Source organism: Massilia endophytica, assembly GCF_021165955.1.
Classification (GTDB): Bacteria; Pseudomonadota; Gammaproteobacteria; order Burkholderiales; family Burkholderiaceae_D; genus Rugamonas; species Rugamonas endophytica.
Genome location: NZ_CP088952.1, coordinates 3,976,199 through 3,991,214 on the forward strand (window position 1 = coordinate 3,976,199; position 15,016 = coordinate 3,991,214).

The 15,016-nt window shown below is 63.5% G+C and carries 16 protein-coding genes; 6 read left to right on the forward strand and 10 right to left on the reverse strand.

Annotated elements, in window-relative coordinates; translation table 11 throughout:
- Nucleotides 1–2: 2 nt before the first annotated feature.
- The 6 genes from paaG to paaA are packed head-to-tail and all read right to left on the reverse strand — an operon-like array spanning nucleotide 3 to nucleotide 4,512.
- On the reverse strand, nucleotides 3–794 hold the full coding sequence (paaG, locus tag LSQ66_RS18210; protein WP_231766601.1) for a 2-(1,2-epoxy-1,2-dihydrophenyl)acetyl-CoA isomerase PaaG: 792 nt from the start codon (nucleotides 792–794) through the stop codon (nucleotides 3–5).
- 53 nt (nucleotides 795–847) lie between these two features.
- Nucleotides 848–1,927: a 1,2-phenylacetyl-CoA epoxidase subunit PaaE gene (gene paaE / locus LSQ66_RS18215; RefSeq protein ID WP_231766602.1), complete on the reverse strand. Its 1,080-nt coding sequence runs from the start codon at nucleotides 1,925–1,927 to the stop codon at nucleotides 848–850.
- 5 nt (nucleotides 1,928–1,932) lie between these two features.
- The gene (paaD, locus tag LSQ66_RS18220; protein ID WP_231766603.1) at nucleotides 1,933–2,466 is read right to left on the reverse strand and encodes a 1,2-phenylacetyl-CoA epoxidase subunit PaaD; all 534 of its coding nucleotides are present in this window, start codon (nucleotides 2,464–2,466) and stop codon (nucleotides 1,933–1,935) included.
- A complete protein-coding gene (gene paaC / locus LSQ66_RS18225; RefSeq protein WP_231766604.1) occupies nucleotides 2,467–3,219 on the reverse strand; it encodes a 1,2-phenylacetyl-CoA epoxidase subunit PaaC in 753 nt (250 codons plus the stop codon).
- 8 nt (nucleotides 3,220–3,227) lie between these two features.
- Nucleotides 3,228–3,512 carry a 1,2-phenylacetyl-CoA epoxidase subunit PaaB gene (paaB, locus tag LSQ66_RS18230; RefSeq protein WP_231766605.1) on the reverse strand — a complete coding sequence of 95 codons (285 nt, stop codon included), beginning with the start codon at nucleotides 3,510–3,512 and terminating at the stop codon, nucleotides 3,228–3,230.
- 10 nt (nucleotides 3,513–3,522) lie between these two features.
- On the reverse strand, nucleotides 3,523–4,512 hold the full coding sequence (paaA, locus tag LSQ66_RS18235) for a 1,2-phenylacetyl-CoA epoxidase subunit PaaA (protein WP_231766606.1): 990 nt from the start codon (nucleotides 4,510–4,512) through the stop codon (nucleotides 3,523–3,525).
- Nucleotides 4,513–4,631: 119 nt separating this feature from the next.
- On the opposite strand from paaA, the gene paaX reads away from it, so the two are divergent.
- Together paaX and LSQ66_RS18245 are read left to right on the forward strand one after the other, a co-directional pair.
- The gene (gene paaX, locus LSQ66_RS18240) at nucleotides 4,632–5,558 is read left to right on the forward strand and encodes a phenylacetic acid degradation operon negative regulatory protein PaaX (protein ID WP_231766607.1); all 927 of its coding nucleotides are present in this window, start codon (nucleotides 4,632–4,634) and stop codon (nucleotides 5,556–5,558) included.
- A 75-nt stretch (nucleotides 5,559–5,633) separates the two neighbouring features.
- On the forward strand, nucleotides 5,634–6,422 hold the full coding sequence (locus LSQ66_RS18245; RefSeq protein ID WP_231766608.1) for a PEP-CTERM sorting domain-containing protein: 789 nt from the start codon (nucleotides 5,634–5,636) through the stop codon (nucleotides 6,420–6,422).
- Here the strand turns inward: LSQ66_RS18245 and LSQ66_RS18250 are convergent.
- Entirely contained in the window at nucleotides 6,419–7,504 is a 1,086-nt protein-coding gene (locus LSQ66_RS18250) for a TRAP transporter substrate-binding protein (protein ID WP_231766609.1), read from the reverse strand. The two genes, LSQ66_RS18245 and LSQ66_RS18250, sit on opposite strands and share 4 nt — an antisense overlap.
- Before the next feature lie 164 nt (nucleotides 7,505–7,668).
- On the opposite strand from LSQ66_RS18250, the gene LSQ66_RS18255 reads away from it, so the two are divergent.
- Nucleotides 7,669–8,796 (forward strand): M14 family metallopeptidase, encoded by a 1,128-nt coding sequence (locus LSQ66_RS18255; RefSeq protein ID WP_231766610.1) that lies wholly within the window; start codon nucleotides 7,669–7,671, stop codon nucleotides 8,794–8,796.
- A gap of 3 nt (nucleotides 8,797–8,799) precedes the next feature.
- Here LSQ66_RS18255 and LSQ66_RS18260 read toward each other — a convergent pair whose 3' ends face one another.
- Nucleotides 8,800–9,531, reverse strand: coding sequence for a helix-turn-helix domain-containing protein (locus LSQ66_RS18260; protein WP_231766611.1), 732 nt, complete (start codon nucleotides 9,529–9,531; stop codon nucleotides 8,800–8,802).
- 121 nt (nucleotides 9,532–9,652) lie between these two features.
- Between LSQ66_RS18260 and LSQ66_RS18265 the strand changes: the two genes are divergently transcribed.
- The 3 genes from LSQ66_RS18265 to LSQ66_RS18275 are packed head-to-tail and all read left to right on the forward strand — an operon-like array spanning nucleotide 9,653 to nucleotide 11,995.
- Nucleotides 9,653–10,060: a hypothetical protein gene (locus tag LSQ66_RS18265; RefSeq protein ID WP_231766612.1), complete on the forward strand. Its 408-nt coding sequence runs from the start codon at nucleotides 9,653–9,655 to the stop codon at nucleotides 10,058–10,060.
- Complete coding sequence (locus LSQ66_RS18270) at nucleotides 10,061–10,852, forward strand: DUF2145 domain-containing protein (RefSeq protein WP_231766613.1); 792 nt, start codon at nucleotides 10,061–10,063, stop codon at nucleotides 10,850–10,852.
- A 57-nt stretch (nucleotides 10,853–10,909) separates the two neighbouring features.
- Entirely contained in the window at nucleotides 10,910–11,995 is a 1,086-nt protein-coding gene (locus tag LSQ66_RS18275) for a hypothetical protein (protein ID WP_231766614.1), read from the forward strand.
- 86 nt (nucleotides 11,996–12,081) lie between these two features.
- Here the strand turns inward: LSQ66_RS18275 and ltrA are convergent, their stop codons facing one another.
- A complete protein-coding gene (gene ltrA / locus LSQ66_RS18280; protein ID WP_231766094.1) occupies nucleotides 12,082–13,449 on the reverse strand; it encodes a group II intron reverse transcriptase/maturase in 1,368 nt (455 codons plus the stop codon).
- 452 nt (nucleotides 13,450–13,901) lie between these two features.
- On the reverse strand, nucleotides 13,902–14,996 hold the full coding sequence (locus LSQ66_RS18285) for a TRAP transporter substrate-binding protein (RefSeq protein ID WP_231766615.1): 1,095 nt from the start codon (nucleotides 14,994–14,996) through the stop codon (nucleotides 13,902–13,904).
- Nucleotides 14,997–15,016 lie beyond the last annotated feature (20 nt).

Genomic DNA, 15,016 nt, shown 5'->3' on the forward strand with positions numbered 1-15,016 from the left:
GCTTATTCCCCCTTGAATTGTGGTGCGCGTTTGGCGATGAAGGCGTCCACGCCCTCGCGGTAATCGTGGCTGTTGCCCAGCTCACGCATCATCTGGCCTTCGAGTTTCAACTGTTCTTCCAGCGTGTTGTGGTAGCTGATCTGGAAAGCCTTCTTCGTGTAGGCGAGGCCCTTGGTGGGCGCGGTGGCGAAGTGTTCGGCCATGGCCATGGCTTCGTTCATGAGCACTTCGTCCGGAATCGCCTTCCAGATCAGGCCCCACTGTTCCGCGCGGTCGGCGCTCAGCTTCTCGCCCAGCATGGCGAGGCCGGTGGCGCGCGCGTGGCCGATCAGGCGCGGGAGAATCCAGGTGCCGCCGGTATCCGGAATCAGGCCCAGTTTGCAGAAGACCTCCACGAAGCTGGCCGATTTCGCGGCAAGCACGATATCGCAGGCCAGCGCCAGGTTCGCGCCGGCGCCTGCGGCCACGCCGTTCACGGCGCAGATCACAGGCATGGGCAAGTCGCGCAACGCCAGCACCAGCGGCGCGTAGAATTTTTCGACGGATTCGCCCAGGTCCACGCCCTTTGCGCCCGGCTCCACGGCGCGGTCGGAGAGATCCTGCCCGGCGCAGAAGCCGCGGCCCGCGCCCGTCAGCACCAGAACGCGCACCGATTTGTCGGAGCGCAGCTTCTCCAGCGCGTCGCGCACTTCGAGGTGCATGGCCTGCGTGAAGCTGTTCAGCTTATCGGGACGGTTCAGCGTCAGCTTGGCGATGCCTTCCTTAATCTCGAACAGGATATTCTGGTAGCTCACTGTTGCCTCCTTGTATTTGTTTCTTAAAGGGGTCTGTCCCCTTTAAGAAATTGTTATTCGGCCTGGTCGAAGTCGATGACGACTTTGTCGGTTGCGGGGAAACTCTGGCAGCTCAGCACGAAGCCGCGGGCGATCTCGTAGTCTTCCAGCGCGTAGTTCACGTCCATGTCCACCTTTCCTTCCAGTACCTTGCAGCGGCAGGTGGAGCATACGCCGCCCTTGCAGGAGTAGCGCATGTCCAGGCCCGCGCGCAGGCCTGCGTCGAGGATGGATTCCTTGTCCTTGTCCATGCTGAAGGTGGCGGCGTTGCCGTCCATGATGACGGTGACTTCGGTCTGCTGCCCAGCGCCCATCTCGGCCTGCGTGCGCGGCTTGTGCTGGTGCTTGGGAATGCTGGCGGCGAACAGTTCGATCTTGATGTTCGGCTTGGGCATGCCCGCTTCCTGCAGCGCTTCCGACACGCCGTGCATCATGTCTTCCGGGCCGCAGATGAAGGCGGTGTCGTAGTCTTCGATGCGGATCCAGTGCTGGAGCAGCTGCTTCGTCTTTTCCTTCGTGATGCGGCCGTTGAAGAGTTCAATGTCCTGCTGCTCGCGGCTCATCACGTAGACGATGTTCAGGCGCTCAAGGTAGCTGTCTTTCAGTTCCATCAGCTCGTTCTTGAAGATCACCGACGAGGAGGCCCGGTTGCCGTAGAACAGAGTGAAGGTGCTTTGCGGCTCGGTGAGCAAGGTGGTCTTGATGATGGAGAGCACGGGCGTGATGCCGCTGCCCGCCGCAAATGCGAGGTAGTTGCGCTTGTTCTCCGCCGACAGGGGCACGTTGAAGTGGCCCATGGGCGGCATGACGTCGATGGTCATGCCCGGCTTCAGCGCTTCGTTGGCCCAGGTGGAGAAGGCGCCGCCCGGGGTGCGCTTGATCGCCACGCGCAGGCTGCTGTCCTGCACCGCGGAGCAGATGGAGTAGGAGCGGCGCACGTCTTCCTCGCCGATCAGCGTGCGCAGGGTGAGATGCTGGCCCTGCTGGTACTTGAAGCTGTCCTGCAGTTCCGGCGGCACGGCGAAGGTGACGGCGATGCAGTCGCGCGTTTCGTTGTGCACTTTGGCGACTGCCAGTGGATAGAATTTGCTCATGGTGTTCAGTGGCACTTGAAGTAGTCGAACGGCTCGCGGCAGTCCAGGCACTTGTACAGGGCCTTGCAGGGCGTGGAGCCGAACTGGCTGGTGAGTTCCGTGTGGTGCGATCCGCAATGGGGACAGGCGACGTCCGGCGCTTCCAGCCTGCCGGGGCCGCGCGAAATGCCGCGCAGGCCGCTGATGTCCACCACCTTCTGCGCGGGCGGGGCGATGCCGTAGCCTTTCAGCCTGGCCTTGCCCGTTTCGCTCATCCAGTCGGTGGTCCACGCTGGCGAGAGCTGGGTGACGATGCCGATCCTGTGCAGGCCGTGCGCCTTGAGCGCTTCGCCGATGGCATCGGAGATCACCTGCATGGCGGGGCATCCCGAATAGGTGGGCGTGATGGTGACGGTGCAGCCGCCGTCGCCCACTTTGACATCGCGCACGATGCCGAGATCGACCACCGAGATCACGGGAATCTCGGGATCGGCGACGTCCGCCAGCCAGGCCCAGACCTGGTCTGCGCTCACCGCCTCGGCAACGTCAGCGGCGCACATTTACCACTCCGCTCCAGGATAGGCGCGCTGCAGGAACTGCATCTCGGCCAGCAGGTAGCCCAGGTGCTCGGTGTGGCGGCCTTGCTTGCCGCCCTTCTGCATCCATGCATCGGCCGGCGGCATGGCGAGCGTGGCTTCGCCGAAGATGTCCGATACGTGGTCGAGCCATTGCTGGCGCAGCATCGCCGCATCCTGCGCGATGCCGGCGGCAACCATGGCCTGGTCGGTGTCGTCGTAGTTGAAGACTTCGCCCGTGTACATCCACAGTTCATCGGCCGCCGTTTGCGTGTAGCGGTGGCTCGTTTCAGTGCCGTCGCCCAGGCGCACGATCAGGTCCCCGCTGCGGCGCAGGTGGTAGGTGACTTCCTTCAGCGACTTCTCGGCGATTTCCGCTATGCGGGTATCGGACGACTTGGTCAGCGCGCCGATCAGGAAGTAGTGCCAGGTATCGAAGAAGAACTGGCGCATCAGCGTGTGCGCGTAGTTCCCGTTCGGCTGCTCCACCAGCAGCACATTGCGGAAGTCGTGCGCGTCGCGCAGATAGGCCAGGCGGTCCTCGTCGCGGCCCTGCCCTTCCAGCTCGCCCGCGTAGCCGAGCCACATGCGGGCCTGGCCGAGCAGGTCGAGGGCGACGTTGGTGAGCGCCATGTCTTCTTCCAGCGCCGGACCCTTGCCGCACAGCTCGGACAGCCGCTGGCTCAGCACCAGCGCGTTGTCGCCCAGGCGCAGCAGGTAGTTGACTTTGTGATCCATGCGCAGCCTCAGAGATTCTTCACTTCTTCCGGCATCGGGAAGAAGGTGGGATGGCGGTACACCTTGCTGTTGGACGGCTCGAACAGCGCGCCCTTGTCGGCCGGACTGCTGGCCACGATGTCGGCGGCGCGCACCACCCAGATGCTCACGCCTTCATTGCGGCGCGTGTAGACGTCGCGCGCGTTGTTGATCGCCATTTCCGCGTCCGGCGCGTGCAGGCTGCCCACGTGCTTGTGCGCCAGGCCGTGCTGGCTGCGGATGAATACTTCCCACAGGGGCCATTCTTTGCTCATGCTGTCTCCTTCAGGCCGCGGCCTTCTTTGCTTGTTGTTTGTCCGCGTGGGCGACGAGCGCCTCGCGGAACCACGCGCCTTCTTCCCAGGCGGTGACGCGCGTGCGCAGGCGCTCGCGGTTGCAGGGGCCGTTGCCCTTCAATACGTTGTGGAATTCGGACCAGTCGATTTCGCCGAAGTCGTAGCTGCCGCGCTCCTCGTTCCATTTCAGGTCCGGGTCGGGAATGGTCAGGCCCAGGAACTCGGCCTGGGGCACGGTCTGGTCCACCATGCGCTGGCGCAGTTCGTCGTTCGAGAACAGCTTGATGCGCCATTTGCTGGACTGGGCGCTGTTCACTGAGTCGGCGTCGGAAGGACCGAACATCATGAGCGATGGCCACCACCAGCGGTTCAGCGCATCCTGCGCCATGGCCTTCTGTTCGGGCGTGCCGCGCGCGAGGGCCATCATGATGTCGTAGCCCTGGCGCGCGTGGAAGGATTCTTCCTTGCACACGCGGATCATGGCGCGCGAATACGGGCCGTAGGAGCAGCGGCAGAGGGGAATCTGGTTGATGATGGCCGAGCCGTCCACCAGCCAGCCGATGGCGCCCATGTCGGCCCAGCTCAGGGTGGGGTAGTTGAAGATGCTCGAATACTTTGCCTTGCCCGAGTGGAGGGCAGCCAGCAGCTCGTCGCGCGATACGCCGAGGGTTTCGGCTGCGCTGTAGAGGTAGAGGCCATGGCCCGCCTCGTCCTGGATCTTGGCCAGCAGGATCGATTTGCGTTTCAAGGTCGGGGCGCGGGTCACCCAGTTACCTTCCGGCAACTGACCGACGATTTCCGAGTGGGCGTGCTGTGAGATCTGGCGGATGAGGGTCTTGCGGTAGGCCTCGGGCATCCAGTCCTTGGCCTCGATCTTGATGCCGGCGTCGATGCGCTCCTGGAAGGCGCGCTCCTCCTCGCTCATGTCATCCAGCGTCCGGACGTTTTTCAGCCCGGTTTCCACCATTTGTGCATACATGGCTTGCCTCCAATTCTGTATCAGTCCATCATACGATACAAATTCCGCTTTGACTACGGGATTTTTGTGTCATATAAAAATTCCGTATCCCTTCGCAGCCGCTGGTTAGAATAGTGTCTATGCAGAAAATCACTTCCGTTGACGGCTGGATCGCCCAGTCCCTGGCCAGCGAGCCGCCGCGCGCCAAGTCCCTGGTCATGACCGTGTTCGGGGATGCCATTGCCCCGCACGGCGGGGAGGCCTGGCTGGGCAGCCTGATCGAGCTGCTGGAGCCCTTCGGTGTGAACGACAGGCTGCTGCGTACTTCCGTGTTCCGCCTGGCCCAGGAAGGCTGGCTCGGCTCCCAGCGCGACGGACGCCGCAGCGCGTATGCCATCACGCCCGAGGCCATGCGCCGCTTCACGCGGGCGTTCCGGCGCGTCTACGCGCCCCTGCAGCTGCATTGGGACGGCAGCTGGACCCTGGTGCTGGGCGCAGGCAGCATCACCGCCCCCGAACGCACCGCGCTGCGCAAGGAGCTGCTGTGGGAGGGCTACAGCATGATCGCGCCGGGCATTGCCGCGCATCCCGCAGGCGATGCCGAGGCGCTGGACGAGCTGCTGGGCCGCACCGGTATGCGGAACAAGGTTTACGTGGCGCTGGCGGCCCAGCTGCCGGGTGTGCAGGGCAAGCCGCTGGCGGACCTGATCGCGGAGGGCTGGGACCTGTCCGAGGTGGTGGCGGGGTATGAGCGCTTCGTGGCGCACTTCTCGCCGTTGCGTGCCTTGCTGAGGGAACAGCCCGCCCTGACGCCGCAGCAGGCCTTCATGCTGCGTACCCTGCTCATCCACGCCTACCGCCGCGTGCAGCTGCACGACCCGCAGTTGCCTATCGAGCTCCTGCCCGATCCCTGGCCCGGTACGGCCGCCTACGAATTGGCGCGCGAGCTCTACCAGCTGAGCTACGAAGCCTCCGGCCGCCATGTCCTCGCCGCCCTTCAGCGCGAGGCGCCGGAAACCCAGCCGGTGCAGCCAGCCTTCCTAGAACGCTTCGGAGGACTGCGCTAGATTCCTGTTGGTATCGTGCGCCGCGGGCCCAGCGTATGGATAAGCTAACGGGACATTTCCTTCCCGGGGGCCACCATGACCGTTCGTTCCCTGACTTGCATTCTCTTCGCCTGCCTGCTGCTCTCAAGCTATTCCGCCAGAGCCGAATGGACAGCCACGGCGCAAATCACCAATCTGAGCCTGACCGTCCAGGATCTTACGCCAGGCGATGGCCAAACTGCAGAGCTGTATTATGGCAACGCCCATAGCTACCGCGCTGGCTGGCTAGACATCAACGGCACCTCGTATTCGGAATTTCAACACAGCGATCAGCTCCCGGTTCCGCCCGATATGGGCCTGTACTACGCTTCGCATGGGGCCAGTATTGAGCTGGAAATCCTGCCTGGCATGTTCAGTTCGCGCAGCGAAAGCACGGGAACGTCCGCCACCATGAACACCGACGTGGAGAGATCATATATCGCTTTAACGAGCTCCCTGGGCCTTGGGCTTGCACCTCACTCCGCGTTGCGCATGAGCGTTCAGTTCTCAGGGGCCTTGCAGCGTGTGGGCCACGAAGCCGACCCGTTCCAGGCCCACAGTTTTGGCCAGATCTACGCATTAACGCCTACTGGCCCAATCGGCTGGGATCAAGGCGTTCTGATGGCCCATGGAGATGACGCGGACATGTCTTTGGATCGCGAGCTGTCATTCGTCGTCCGCAATGACAGCGACGCCGTGTCGTATTTTTCCGTCTATGTGGAACAGTACACCGCCGTTACCATGACGGCTCCAGTGCCGGAACCCGCCACTTATGCCATGCTGCTGGCAGGGCTGGTCCTGCTGTCGCCACACCTGCGCCGCCGCATGGCGCGGCTCCGCGGCTAGCGGCGGGTAGCGCTGATAAGGTAGTTCTGCATCGTCGCTTCGGCCACCGAGGCCCATTGGTTCTGGGCCTGGCGGAACTTCTTCCACGGTTCGTAGATCGTCTTGAACCTGGCGTTCTTCGCCGCCTCCTCTTCCATCACGGCTGCCGAATGCTTGTAGGCGGCGTCCATGATGTCTTTCGAGAAGTTGTGCAGCTTGGCGCCGTTCTTCAGCAGGCGCGCCAGGGCCGCCGGGTTCTTGGCGTCGTAGTCGGCCTGCATGATGACGTGGCACTCGTAGCTCGCCGCTTCCAGCGCTGCCTGGTATTCCTTCGGCAGCTTCTCCCATTCCTTGATGTTGATGTAGAAGGAGAGCTGCGGACCTGCTTCCCACCAGCCGGGCGAGTAGTAGTGCGGCGCCACGCGCGCAAGGCCCAGCTTCTCGTCGTCGTAGGGACCGACCCATTCCGCCGCGTCGATGGTGCCCTTCTCCAGCGCCGCGTACACGTCGCCCGCGGGAATCTGCTGCGGCACCACGCCCATGCGCTCCATCACGCGTCCCGCGAAACCGGCCACGCGCATCTTCAGGCCCTGCATGTCCTTCACGCTGCGGATCTCCTTGCGGAACCAGCCGCCCATCTGGGTGCCGGTGTTCCCGCCCAGGAGGTTGATGATGCCGTAGCCCTTGTAGAAATCGCGCAGGAGCTCGCGGCCGCCGCCCTGGTCCATCCACGCCGTCTGCTGGCGCGAGGTGAGGCCGAAGGGCACGGCGCAGTCGAAGGCGAACGTCGGGTCCTTGCCGAAGTAGTAGTAAGCCGGGGTGTGGCCGATTTCCACCGTGCCCGCCTGCACCGCGTCCATCACCTGCAGGCCGGGCACGATTTCGCCCGCCGCGAACTGGCGGATATTGAACTTGCCGCCGGTGAGCTGGGACACGCGTTTTACGAACTGGTCGGCCGAGCCGAAGATGGTGTCGAGCGTCTTCGGGAAGCTGGAGGCAAGGCGCCAGTTGACCGCTGGCTGGGCCTGCGCCAGGGCCGGCGCGGCCAGGGTGGCCGCGCCTGCACCGGCGGCGGTTTTCTTCAGGAAGGAACGGCGTTGCATGGACGATCTCCTCTTGGGCTGTTATCGGGACATTGTACTTCGCCATGGAAAGCTTGCATGATCGGCCACAGTGTTTGGCGCCATTTGCTATGCGTGGCTGGTGCAAAACCGCTATCATGTCGCCTCCGCGCTACGGCGCACCCGATTAATTCACAGGACACACAATGTCTATCAAAATCAGCAGCCAGTTCGACGCTGGCGCCATCGATGTGGTCAGCATTACCAGTGCGGGCGACATCGATCTCAATATCCGCAAGGACAGCGCGGCCGACATCATCCAGTGGTTCTACTTCCGCGTGCAGGGCGCCGGCGCCACGCCGCTGACGATGCGCTTCCTGAATGCCTCCAAGGCCGCCTATCCGGACGGCTGGAAGGACTACCAGGCCGTGGCCAGCTACGACCGCGACACCTGGTTCCGTGTGCCCACCAGCTACGACGGCGAAGTGATGACCATCGAGCACACGCCGGAATACGACAGCGTGTACTACGCCTATTTCGAGCCGTATTCGTGGGAACGCCACCTGTCCCTGCTGGACAGCGCCCAGCTCTCGCCCCTGACGCAGATCGTGGACCTGGGCACGACCCTGGACGGCCACGACCTGAACATGCTGATCGTGGGCGATCCCGATGCGAAGAAGAAGGTATGGGTCATCGCGCGCCAGCATCCTGGCGAAACGATGGCCGAGTGGTTCGTGGAGGGCATGCTGGAAGCGCTGCTCGACCCGGCCGATCCTTTCGCGAGCCAGTGCCTGAAGGAGGCCGTGTTCTACGTGGTGCCGAACATGAATCCGGACGGTTCTGTGCGCGGCAACCTGCGCACCAACGCCGCGGGCGCGAACCTGAACCGCGAGTGGAATACGCCGAGCATGGAGCGCAGCCCCGAGGTCTTCCTGGTCAAGGAAAAGATGAAGGAAACCGGCTGCGACATGTTCCTGGACATCCACGGCGACGAAGGCCTGCCTTACGTCTTCATCGCAGGCAGCGACTCGCTGGAGAACTTCACGAAGGAGCAGAAGGCCGAGCAGGACCGCTTCATCGAGGACTTCAAGATCGCCAGCCCGGACTTCCAGAGCGAGTTCGGTTATCCGGACGCCCCTTTCACACCGGAAGTGCTCACCATGGGTTCGCCCCATATCACCTACCTCTTCGGCTGCCTGTCGCTGACCTTGGAAATGCCGTTCAAGGACAACGCGAACGATCCGGACGACGTCAACGGCTGGAACGGCGCGCGCTCCATGAAGCTGGGCGCCGCCATCCTGCAGCCCGTGCTGCAGGCCCTGCGCCGCGGCTAAGCGCTAGCGCATCAGGCTCTGGAATGCCTTCGGCATCCAGGGCCGCGCGGCGAGCAGGAAGGTCAGCGAGTGGCGCTGGTCGTACGGCAGCCGCGCATCGTCCTGATGCTGCTGCGAGAATTCGTCCGCCACCTGGCGCAGCCGGTCGAGCAGCGCCTGCGTGGACGCCGGCGAGAGCATCACGCTCACCAGCTGCAGCAGCTCCTTCGGGCCGTCGAAACGGCTGTCCAGATAATCCCCATACGCCTCGTCGCGGAAGTAAGCCTGGATCGGTCCATTCGGAATCCAGCTGAAGGTGCGCGCCACCAGCAGGCGGTATCTGTTGTTCGGCCTGAGGATCAGGAAGCCGATGCGGTCCAGCCGCAGCAGGTAGGCCAGCGCTTCGGCCTCCGTGAGCCGGTAGGTCGCCACGATCTGCTCCAGCGGCAGCAGGTTCAGCGCCGCCACCGCCACCACCAGCAGGCGCTTGTCGCCGATGATCTCTTCTTCCTGCGCCCGCGTAAGCTGAGTGACCAGGTGCGGCGCATCCGTCGCCGCCTGCGCCAGCTCCATGAAATCCATGCCGATGGCGGCAAGCACCTGCTCCAGGCGTTCCAGCGAAAAATGGCGCAGCGCGAAGGTGCGCTTCACGCTCGCCTCGGAAATTCCCAGCTTCGCGGCAAGGTCGGCATAGGTTACACCCTTGGCCTTGAGCTGCCGTTTCAGCGCATCAATAAGTTGTACAGTGGTCGACATAGCAGAATGATAGTATCACTTTTCGATACCTTATCCGTAATATCTTGCTACGGATTAACTTTTCCTTGATGGCTGGCGGCGGCGCGGCGATGATGGCGCCACTTCAACGAGGAGAACAAGAATGAAACGTCTGATGATCGCCACCCTTCTGAGCATCGCCATGAGCGCCAGCCATGCGGGCGACGCCTCCCAGGCTTCCAATCCGTCCAACGCCATTGGCGACATGTCGGCGACGGTAGTGGCGGGTTCAGTGCTGTCCGTCGCCGTCACCGGCAGCGTGGTGGTGGCGAGCGTGAAGGAGATCGGCGACGACCTCGAGATCCTGCTTGAAGGCGCCTCCGACGCCAGCACGGCCACCGTCCGCCTCAGCGGCAAGGCGGCAAAGGGCCTCTCCGTCGCCGCTGGCACGGTGGTGCAGGTGACGGCCGTTTCGACGGGCCATTTGCTGGTGGCCTCGGGCAAGGTACTGGCTTTCATCCCGAACGAAGCAGGCAAGGCCCTGCTGCACCACAGCCGCGTGGAGGGCTGAGTGAAGCGTCTTCTGATCTGCCTCCTCTTTGCGGCAGGCTGCCTGGCGCCGCGCGCACAGGCGGGCCAGACCTGCGAGGAGAAACCCGTCACGGTCCAGGATGCGGTGAAAGCGCTGGACCTGGCGGAGCGCAGCTTCAAGCTGCTGGATGAAAGCGGCGCCCAGGTGGCGCTGATCTCCCGCGCAGGACAGGACCTCTCCAAATATGGCCTGCGCTTCTCGCACATGGCCATCGTTTGGCGCGATCATCCGGAAGGCCGCTGGACCGTGGTGCATGAACTGAACGACTGCGGCAGCGCGAACTCGGCCCTCTACAACGAAGGCCTGGGGAACTTCTTCCTGAACGATATGTACCGCTACGAGGCGGAGATCGCCATTCCGGGCGAAGCGGTGCAGCAACGCCTCGCGCAGCAGCTGGCCAGCCGCACGCCGGTGCGCCTGCACCAGAAGCGCTACAACATGCTCTCCTACGCCTTCTCCACGCAGTACCAGAACTCGAACCAGTGGGTGCTGGAGAACTATGCCGCAGCCGCCAGCCCCCAGGGGCAGGTGGAAACGCGCGAGGAAGCGCAGAAGTGGCTGCGCAGCGCGCGCTTCCGTCCCATTACGGTGGAGGTGAACGCGGCCACGCGGCTCGGGGCGCGCATGTTCCGCGCCAATGTGGCTTTCGACGACCATCCCTTCGACCGCCGCATGGCGGGCCAGATCGATACCGTCACCACTTCGGCCATCGTGCGATTCATGAAGGACCAGGACCCGGCGACGCGCGTGTTCCTCGTGCCCGCTCTCTGATCTTCATCAAGCGCCGCCGGACGCGTCGTCGGAAGATAGGAGCACAAGGAGGCCCCTATGAAAAAGCTGACGATCGCCGCACTGGCGCTGCTGGCCGGCTGCACCATGCCCTACCGGCCTGCCCAATTCGCGGAGGCTGGCGCCTCCTTCCCCGGCCTTGCGGATTTCGCGGCACAGTCGCCATCGCGCCGGGCGGACGTAATGCTGGTTCACGGCATGTGCACGCACGACGCCACCTGGGCCGCCGAAACCGTGGACCTGCTGGCGCAGCAGCTGGGCGCCAACGTGGGCACCAAACCGGGCCCCGGCCTGCGCGGCCTCGCGGGGGGCGTCGAGATCATTCCCAGCACCGTCACCACGCCTGCGGGAGAACTGCGTTTCCAGGCCCTGGTCTGGTCACCGCTCACCACGCCCCTCAAACAGCAGCTGTGCTATGACCAGAGCGGGAAATCGGAGATCTGTACCGGCGCCACGCCGTACACGCTGAAGCGCGCGCGGTGGAACGCGCAGGTGAAGGACTGGCTGGTGGACGACTGCATTCCCGACGCCCTCATTTACCAGGGTGTGTCGCGGCCGCAGATCCGCGCCGCGATGCGCGAGGCCATCCTGCGGGCGAGCAGCGAGTCCGATCCCTCCTCGCCGCTGGTGGTGATCTCGGAGAGCCTGGGCAGCAAGATCCTCTTCGACACCCTGCTCGAAATGAGCGAAACGCCGGCCACGCAGCGCGCAGCGATGGAGGTGGTGGGCAGGCTTTCCTACCTCATCATGGCCGCCAACCAGATCCCCTTGCTCTCGCTCGCGGACCAGCCGCTGGATGGCGCTGGCCGCAGCGCCGCACCCGCCCTGCCCGACAGCCTGCAGCGGCTCTTGCTGAAACGCCGTCCGCCCGATGCGGGCCGCCGCTCGGTCACCCGCCTGATACTGGTGGCCTTCACCGATCCCAGCGACCTGCTGTCGTACACCCTGCTCAAGGACCGTTATGCGGAGAGCGGGGTCGTTCTGCACAATGTGCTGGTCTCGAACACGCCCACATGGTTTGGCCTGATTGCGGACCCGGTGGCGGGCCATCTCGATTACCTCGCCAATCCGGACGTGGGACGCATCATCAGCTGCGGGGAGCCGAAGAGCGCCCTGTGCAAATAGGCATAGGGGCGGTCAGTTTGACTGACCGATCCCCTGCCACACCACCCGGCATGCGGGTCCGCACCGGGCGGTTCAAGAAGTTGAGGTCAGGAAAGGCGAGGCACACCCAGGCGGTCAAAGTAGGCAATAGTGAGGGTGGTTTTCAGCAGCCTGTCACTGTTGCGCCACCAGCGACGGCTATTCGCCGCCACCTGTTTTGCCACCGATGGCGCGGCCCCAAGTTTGACCAATTCCCGGTACATGGTAGTTCCGCGTTTCCAGTGCTTGAGCTGGATTGCCCGCAGCCTATGACGCAGCCATTCATCGAGTCTCCGCCAAATCTTCGGAGTTTGCGCCAAGTGGAAGTACCCCTTCCATCCCAGCATATAGATGCGTAGTTTTGCCACCACTTCCGCCATGCTGCGCCCGCCGGAGCGGCCGGTGAGCTCCCGGAGGCGTTGTTTAAAGGCTGCCAGCGGCTTATGAGCCACTGCGCGCTTCACTTGGCCTCCGCGTGCCACCCACAGACTGTAACCGAGGAACTTGCGACCAAAGGCGCTGGCCACCGCGCTTTTGCTTTCGTTGACCATGAGGTGCAACTTGGCATAACAGCGCCGCAACAGCGCCATCACCCGCTGCCCCGCCTTGATGCTGCGTACGTAGACGTTCGCATCGTCGGCGTAGCGCGCGAAGCGATGGCCGCGCCGCTCCAGTTCCTTGTCCACCTCATCGAGCATGATGTTGCCAAGTAGCGGGCTGAGCGGGCCACCTTGAGGCGCTCCATCAGTCCGTTCCAGCACCACGCCATGGTCCATGATGCCGCTGTTCAAATAGGCCCGGATCAGCCGGATGACCCCGGCATCTTCAATGCGCTTGCGCAGACGGTCAATCAGGATGTCATGATTGACCCGATCGAAGAATTTCGACAGGTCAACGTCAACCACGACTCGCAGGCCCGACTGGACATACGCTTGGGCGGCTAAGACCGCGTCTTGCGCACGCCTACCCGGACGGAAGCCGTAGCTGTGCTCGCTGAAGGTGGGATCAAGTATCGGTTGCAGCACCTGCAGGAGTGCTTGCTGGATCAGGCGATCCGTCACCGTCGGGATGCCAAGCTCGCGCTCACCGCCGTCCGGTTTCGGGATCGTCACCCGGAGCACCGGGCTGGGCCGGTACGTCCCTGACAGCAGTTGTTCGCGTATGCCCGGCCACGCGGTCGCCAGATGATGAGAGGTTTGGTTGATGTCCAGACCATCGACGCCAGCTGCTCCCTTGTTGGCGCGCACACGCTTGAACGCCCGCCGCAGGTTCTCTGTTGTCAGCGCCGCAGCAAGCAGCGCTGTCCCCGTGTTTCCGGTGGCATGCCGCGGGCATTCCGCTTCGTCGCTGAAAGCATCAGACAAGGCTTCACCTTGCCTTACGGCCTCCCGCCCCGCCTGCACGGGCATCTGACGCATGGCTGGCTGCATCGGCATATCGGACTCACTCCTTCTCGTTCGGTCCTTCACTGGCGGAGTCGAGCCTTCCCGGCGCTACCTCCAGCTACTATGACCTCTGCTGAGACCCCGCTCCGATTTTTTTTTCGTCACCCTTTCAGGCATAAAGCGGGGCGTCCCCAGGTAAGGGCCGCACTCCTTCATCACACAACCGCCGCATCTACACCACCGTCCTTTGACCACAAGAGCTTTGCGGTTTTATGCCCGCTTGCCCTGAGCAGCAGTGCCTTCTATGCGATTCGTGTTCCTCGGCTCATGATTTACGCTCCACGCTTCCTTCCCACGGTCGGTTACCCTTCCGCAGTTGCGCTTCGCTCCGCTCACTGTGGTCAGCTCGCGGCGGGACTTGCACCCGCAGGAGTACGCCCATGCTGGGCGCACATAAAAAAAACCCGCCACGCAGGCGGGTTTTCGCGGAGCCGCAGGGCAGCTTACTTGCCGCCACGTCCTGCGCTGATCAGGAAGTTCTGCATGGTGGCTTCCGCCACCGATGCCCACTGGTTCTGCTCCTGGCGGAACTTCTTCCACGGCTCGTAGATCTTCTTGAACTTGGCGTTCTTGGCCGCTTCCTCTTCCATCACCGCCTGCGCCGTCTTGTAGCAGGCTTCCATCACGTCCTTCGGATAGTTGCGCAGCTTGACGCCGTTCTTCAGCAGGCGTGCCAGGGCGGTCGGGTTCTTCACGTCGTACTCGGCCTGCATGCCCACGTGCGCCTCGTAGCTCGCGGCTTCGATGGCAGCCTGGTATTCCTTCGGCAGCTTCTCCCACTCCTTGATGTTCACGTAGAAGGAGAAGGATGCGGAAGCTTCCCACCAGCCCGGCGTGTAGTAGAAAGGCGCCACCTTGAAGAAGCCCAGCTTCTCGTCGTCGTATGGGCCAACCCATTCCGCCGCATCGATGGTGCCCTTTTCCAGCGCAGGGTAGATGTCGCCGCCGGCCAGCTGCTGCGGCACCACGCCGTGGCGCTCCAGCACGCGGCCTGCGAAGCCTGCCACGCGCATCTTCGTGCCCTTCAGGTCCGCCACGGACTTGATCTCCTTGCGGAACCAGCCGCCCATCTGCGTGCCCGAGTTACCGCCCAGGAAGTTGATGATGTTGTAGTCCTTGAAGAAGGCGCGCGTCAGTTCGCGGCCGCCGCCCTGGTCGTACCATGCGGTGTGCTGGCGCGAGGTCAGGCCGAAAGGCACGGCGCAGTCGAAGGAGAAGGTCGCATCCTTGCCGAAGTAGTAGTACGACGCGCTGTGGCCGCACTCCACGGTGCCCGCCTGCACGGCATCCATCACCTGCAGGCCAGGCACGATCTCGCCGGCTGCGAAGGAGCGGATGTTGAACTTGCCGCCGGTGAGCTGCGACACGCGCTTGGTGAAGGTGTCGGCTGCGCCGAAGATGGTGTCGAGGGATTTGGGGAAGCTGGAGGCCAGGCGCCAGTTAATGGTGGGCAGGCCATCCGCGGCCAGGGCCGGCGCGGCGATTACGCCTGCACCCGCACCCGCTGCTGCCTTCTTGATAAAGGAACGACGTTCCATACGATATGTCTCCTCAAGGA

Bases quoted from the DNA above. Each gene is read 5' to 3' on its own strand.
- LSQ66_RS18245 (WP_231766608.1), top strand. From the start codon at position 5,634: ATGACCGTTCGTTCCCTGACTTGCATTCTCTTCGCCTGCCTGCTGCTC.
- paaB (WP_231766605.1), bottom strand. From the start codon at position 3,512: ATGAGCAAAGAATGGCCCCTGTGGGAAGTATTCATCCGCAGCCAGCAC.
- LSQ66_RS18275 (WP_231766614.1), top strand. From the start codon at position 10,910: ATGAAAAAGCTGACGATCGCCGCACTGGCGCTGCTGGCCGGCTGCACC.
- paaX (WP_231766607.1), top strand. From the start codon at position 4,632: ATGCAGAAAATCACTTCCGTTGACGGCTGGATCGCCCAGTCCCTGGCC.
- paaA (WP_231766606.1), bottom strand. From the start codon at position 4,512: ATGTATGCACAAATGGTGGAAACCGGGCTGAAAAACGTCCGGACGCTG.
- LSQ66_RS18265 (WP_231766612.1), top strand. From the start codon at position 9,653: ATGAAACGTCTGATGATCGCCACCCTTCTGAGCATCGCCATGAGCGCC.
- LSQ66_RS18285 (WP_231766615.1), bottom strand. From the start codon at position 14,996: ATGGAACGTCGTTCCTTTATCAAGAAGGCAGCAGCGGGTGCGGGTGCA.
- ltrA (WP_231766094.1), bottom strand. From the start codon at position 13,449: ATGCCGATGCAGCCAGCCATGCGTCAGATGCCCGTGCAGGCGGGGCGG.
- paaC (WP_231766604.1), bottom strand. From the start codon at position 3,219: ATGGATCACAAAGTCAACTACCTGCTGCGCCTGGGCGACAACGCGCTG.
- LSQ66_RS18260 (WP_231766611.1), bottom strand. From the start codon at position 9,531: ATGTCGACCACTGTACAACTTATTGATGCGCTGAAACGGCAGCTCAAG.
- LSQ66_RS18250 (WP_231766609.1), bottom strand. From the start codon at position 7,504: ATGCAACGCCGTTCCTTCCTGAAGAAAACCGCCGCCGGTGCAGGCGCG.
- paaD (WP_231766603.1), bottom strand. From the start codon at position 2,466: ATGTGCGCCGCTGACGTTGCCGAGGCGGTGAGCGCAGACCAGGTCTGG.
- paaE (WP_231766602.1), bottom strand. From the start codon at position 1,927: ATGAGCAAATTCTATCCACTGGCAGTCGCCAAAGTGCACAACGAAACG.
- LSQ66_RS18255 (WP_231766610.1), top strand. From the start codon at position 7,669: ATGTCTATCAAAATCAGCAGCCAGTTCGACGCTGGCGCCATCGATGTG.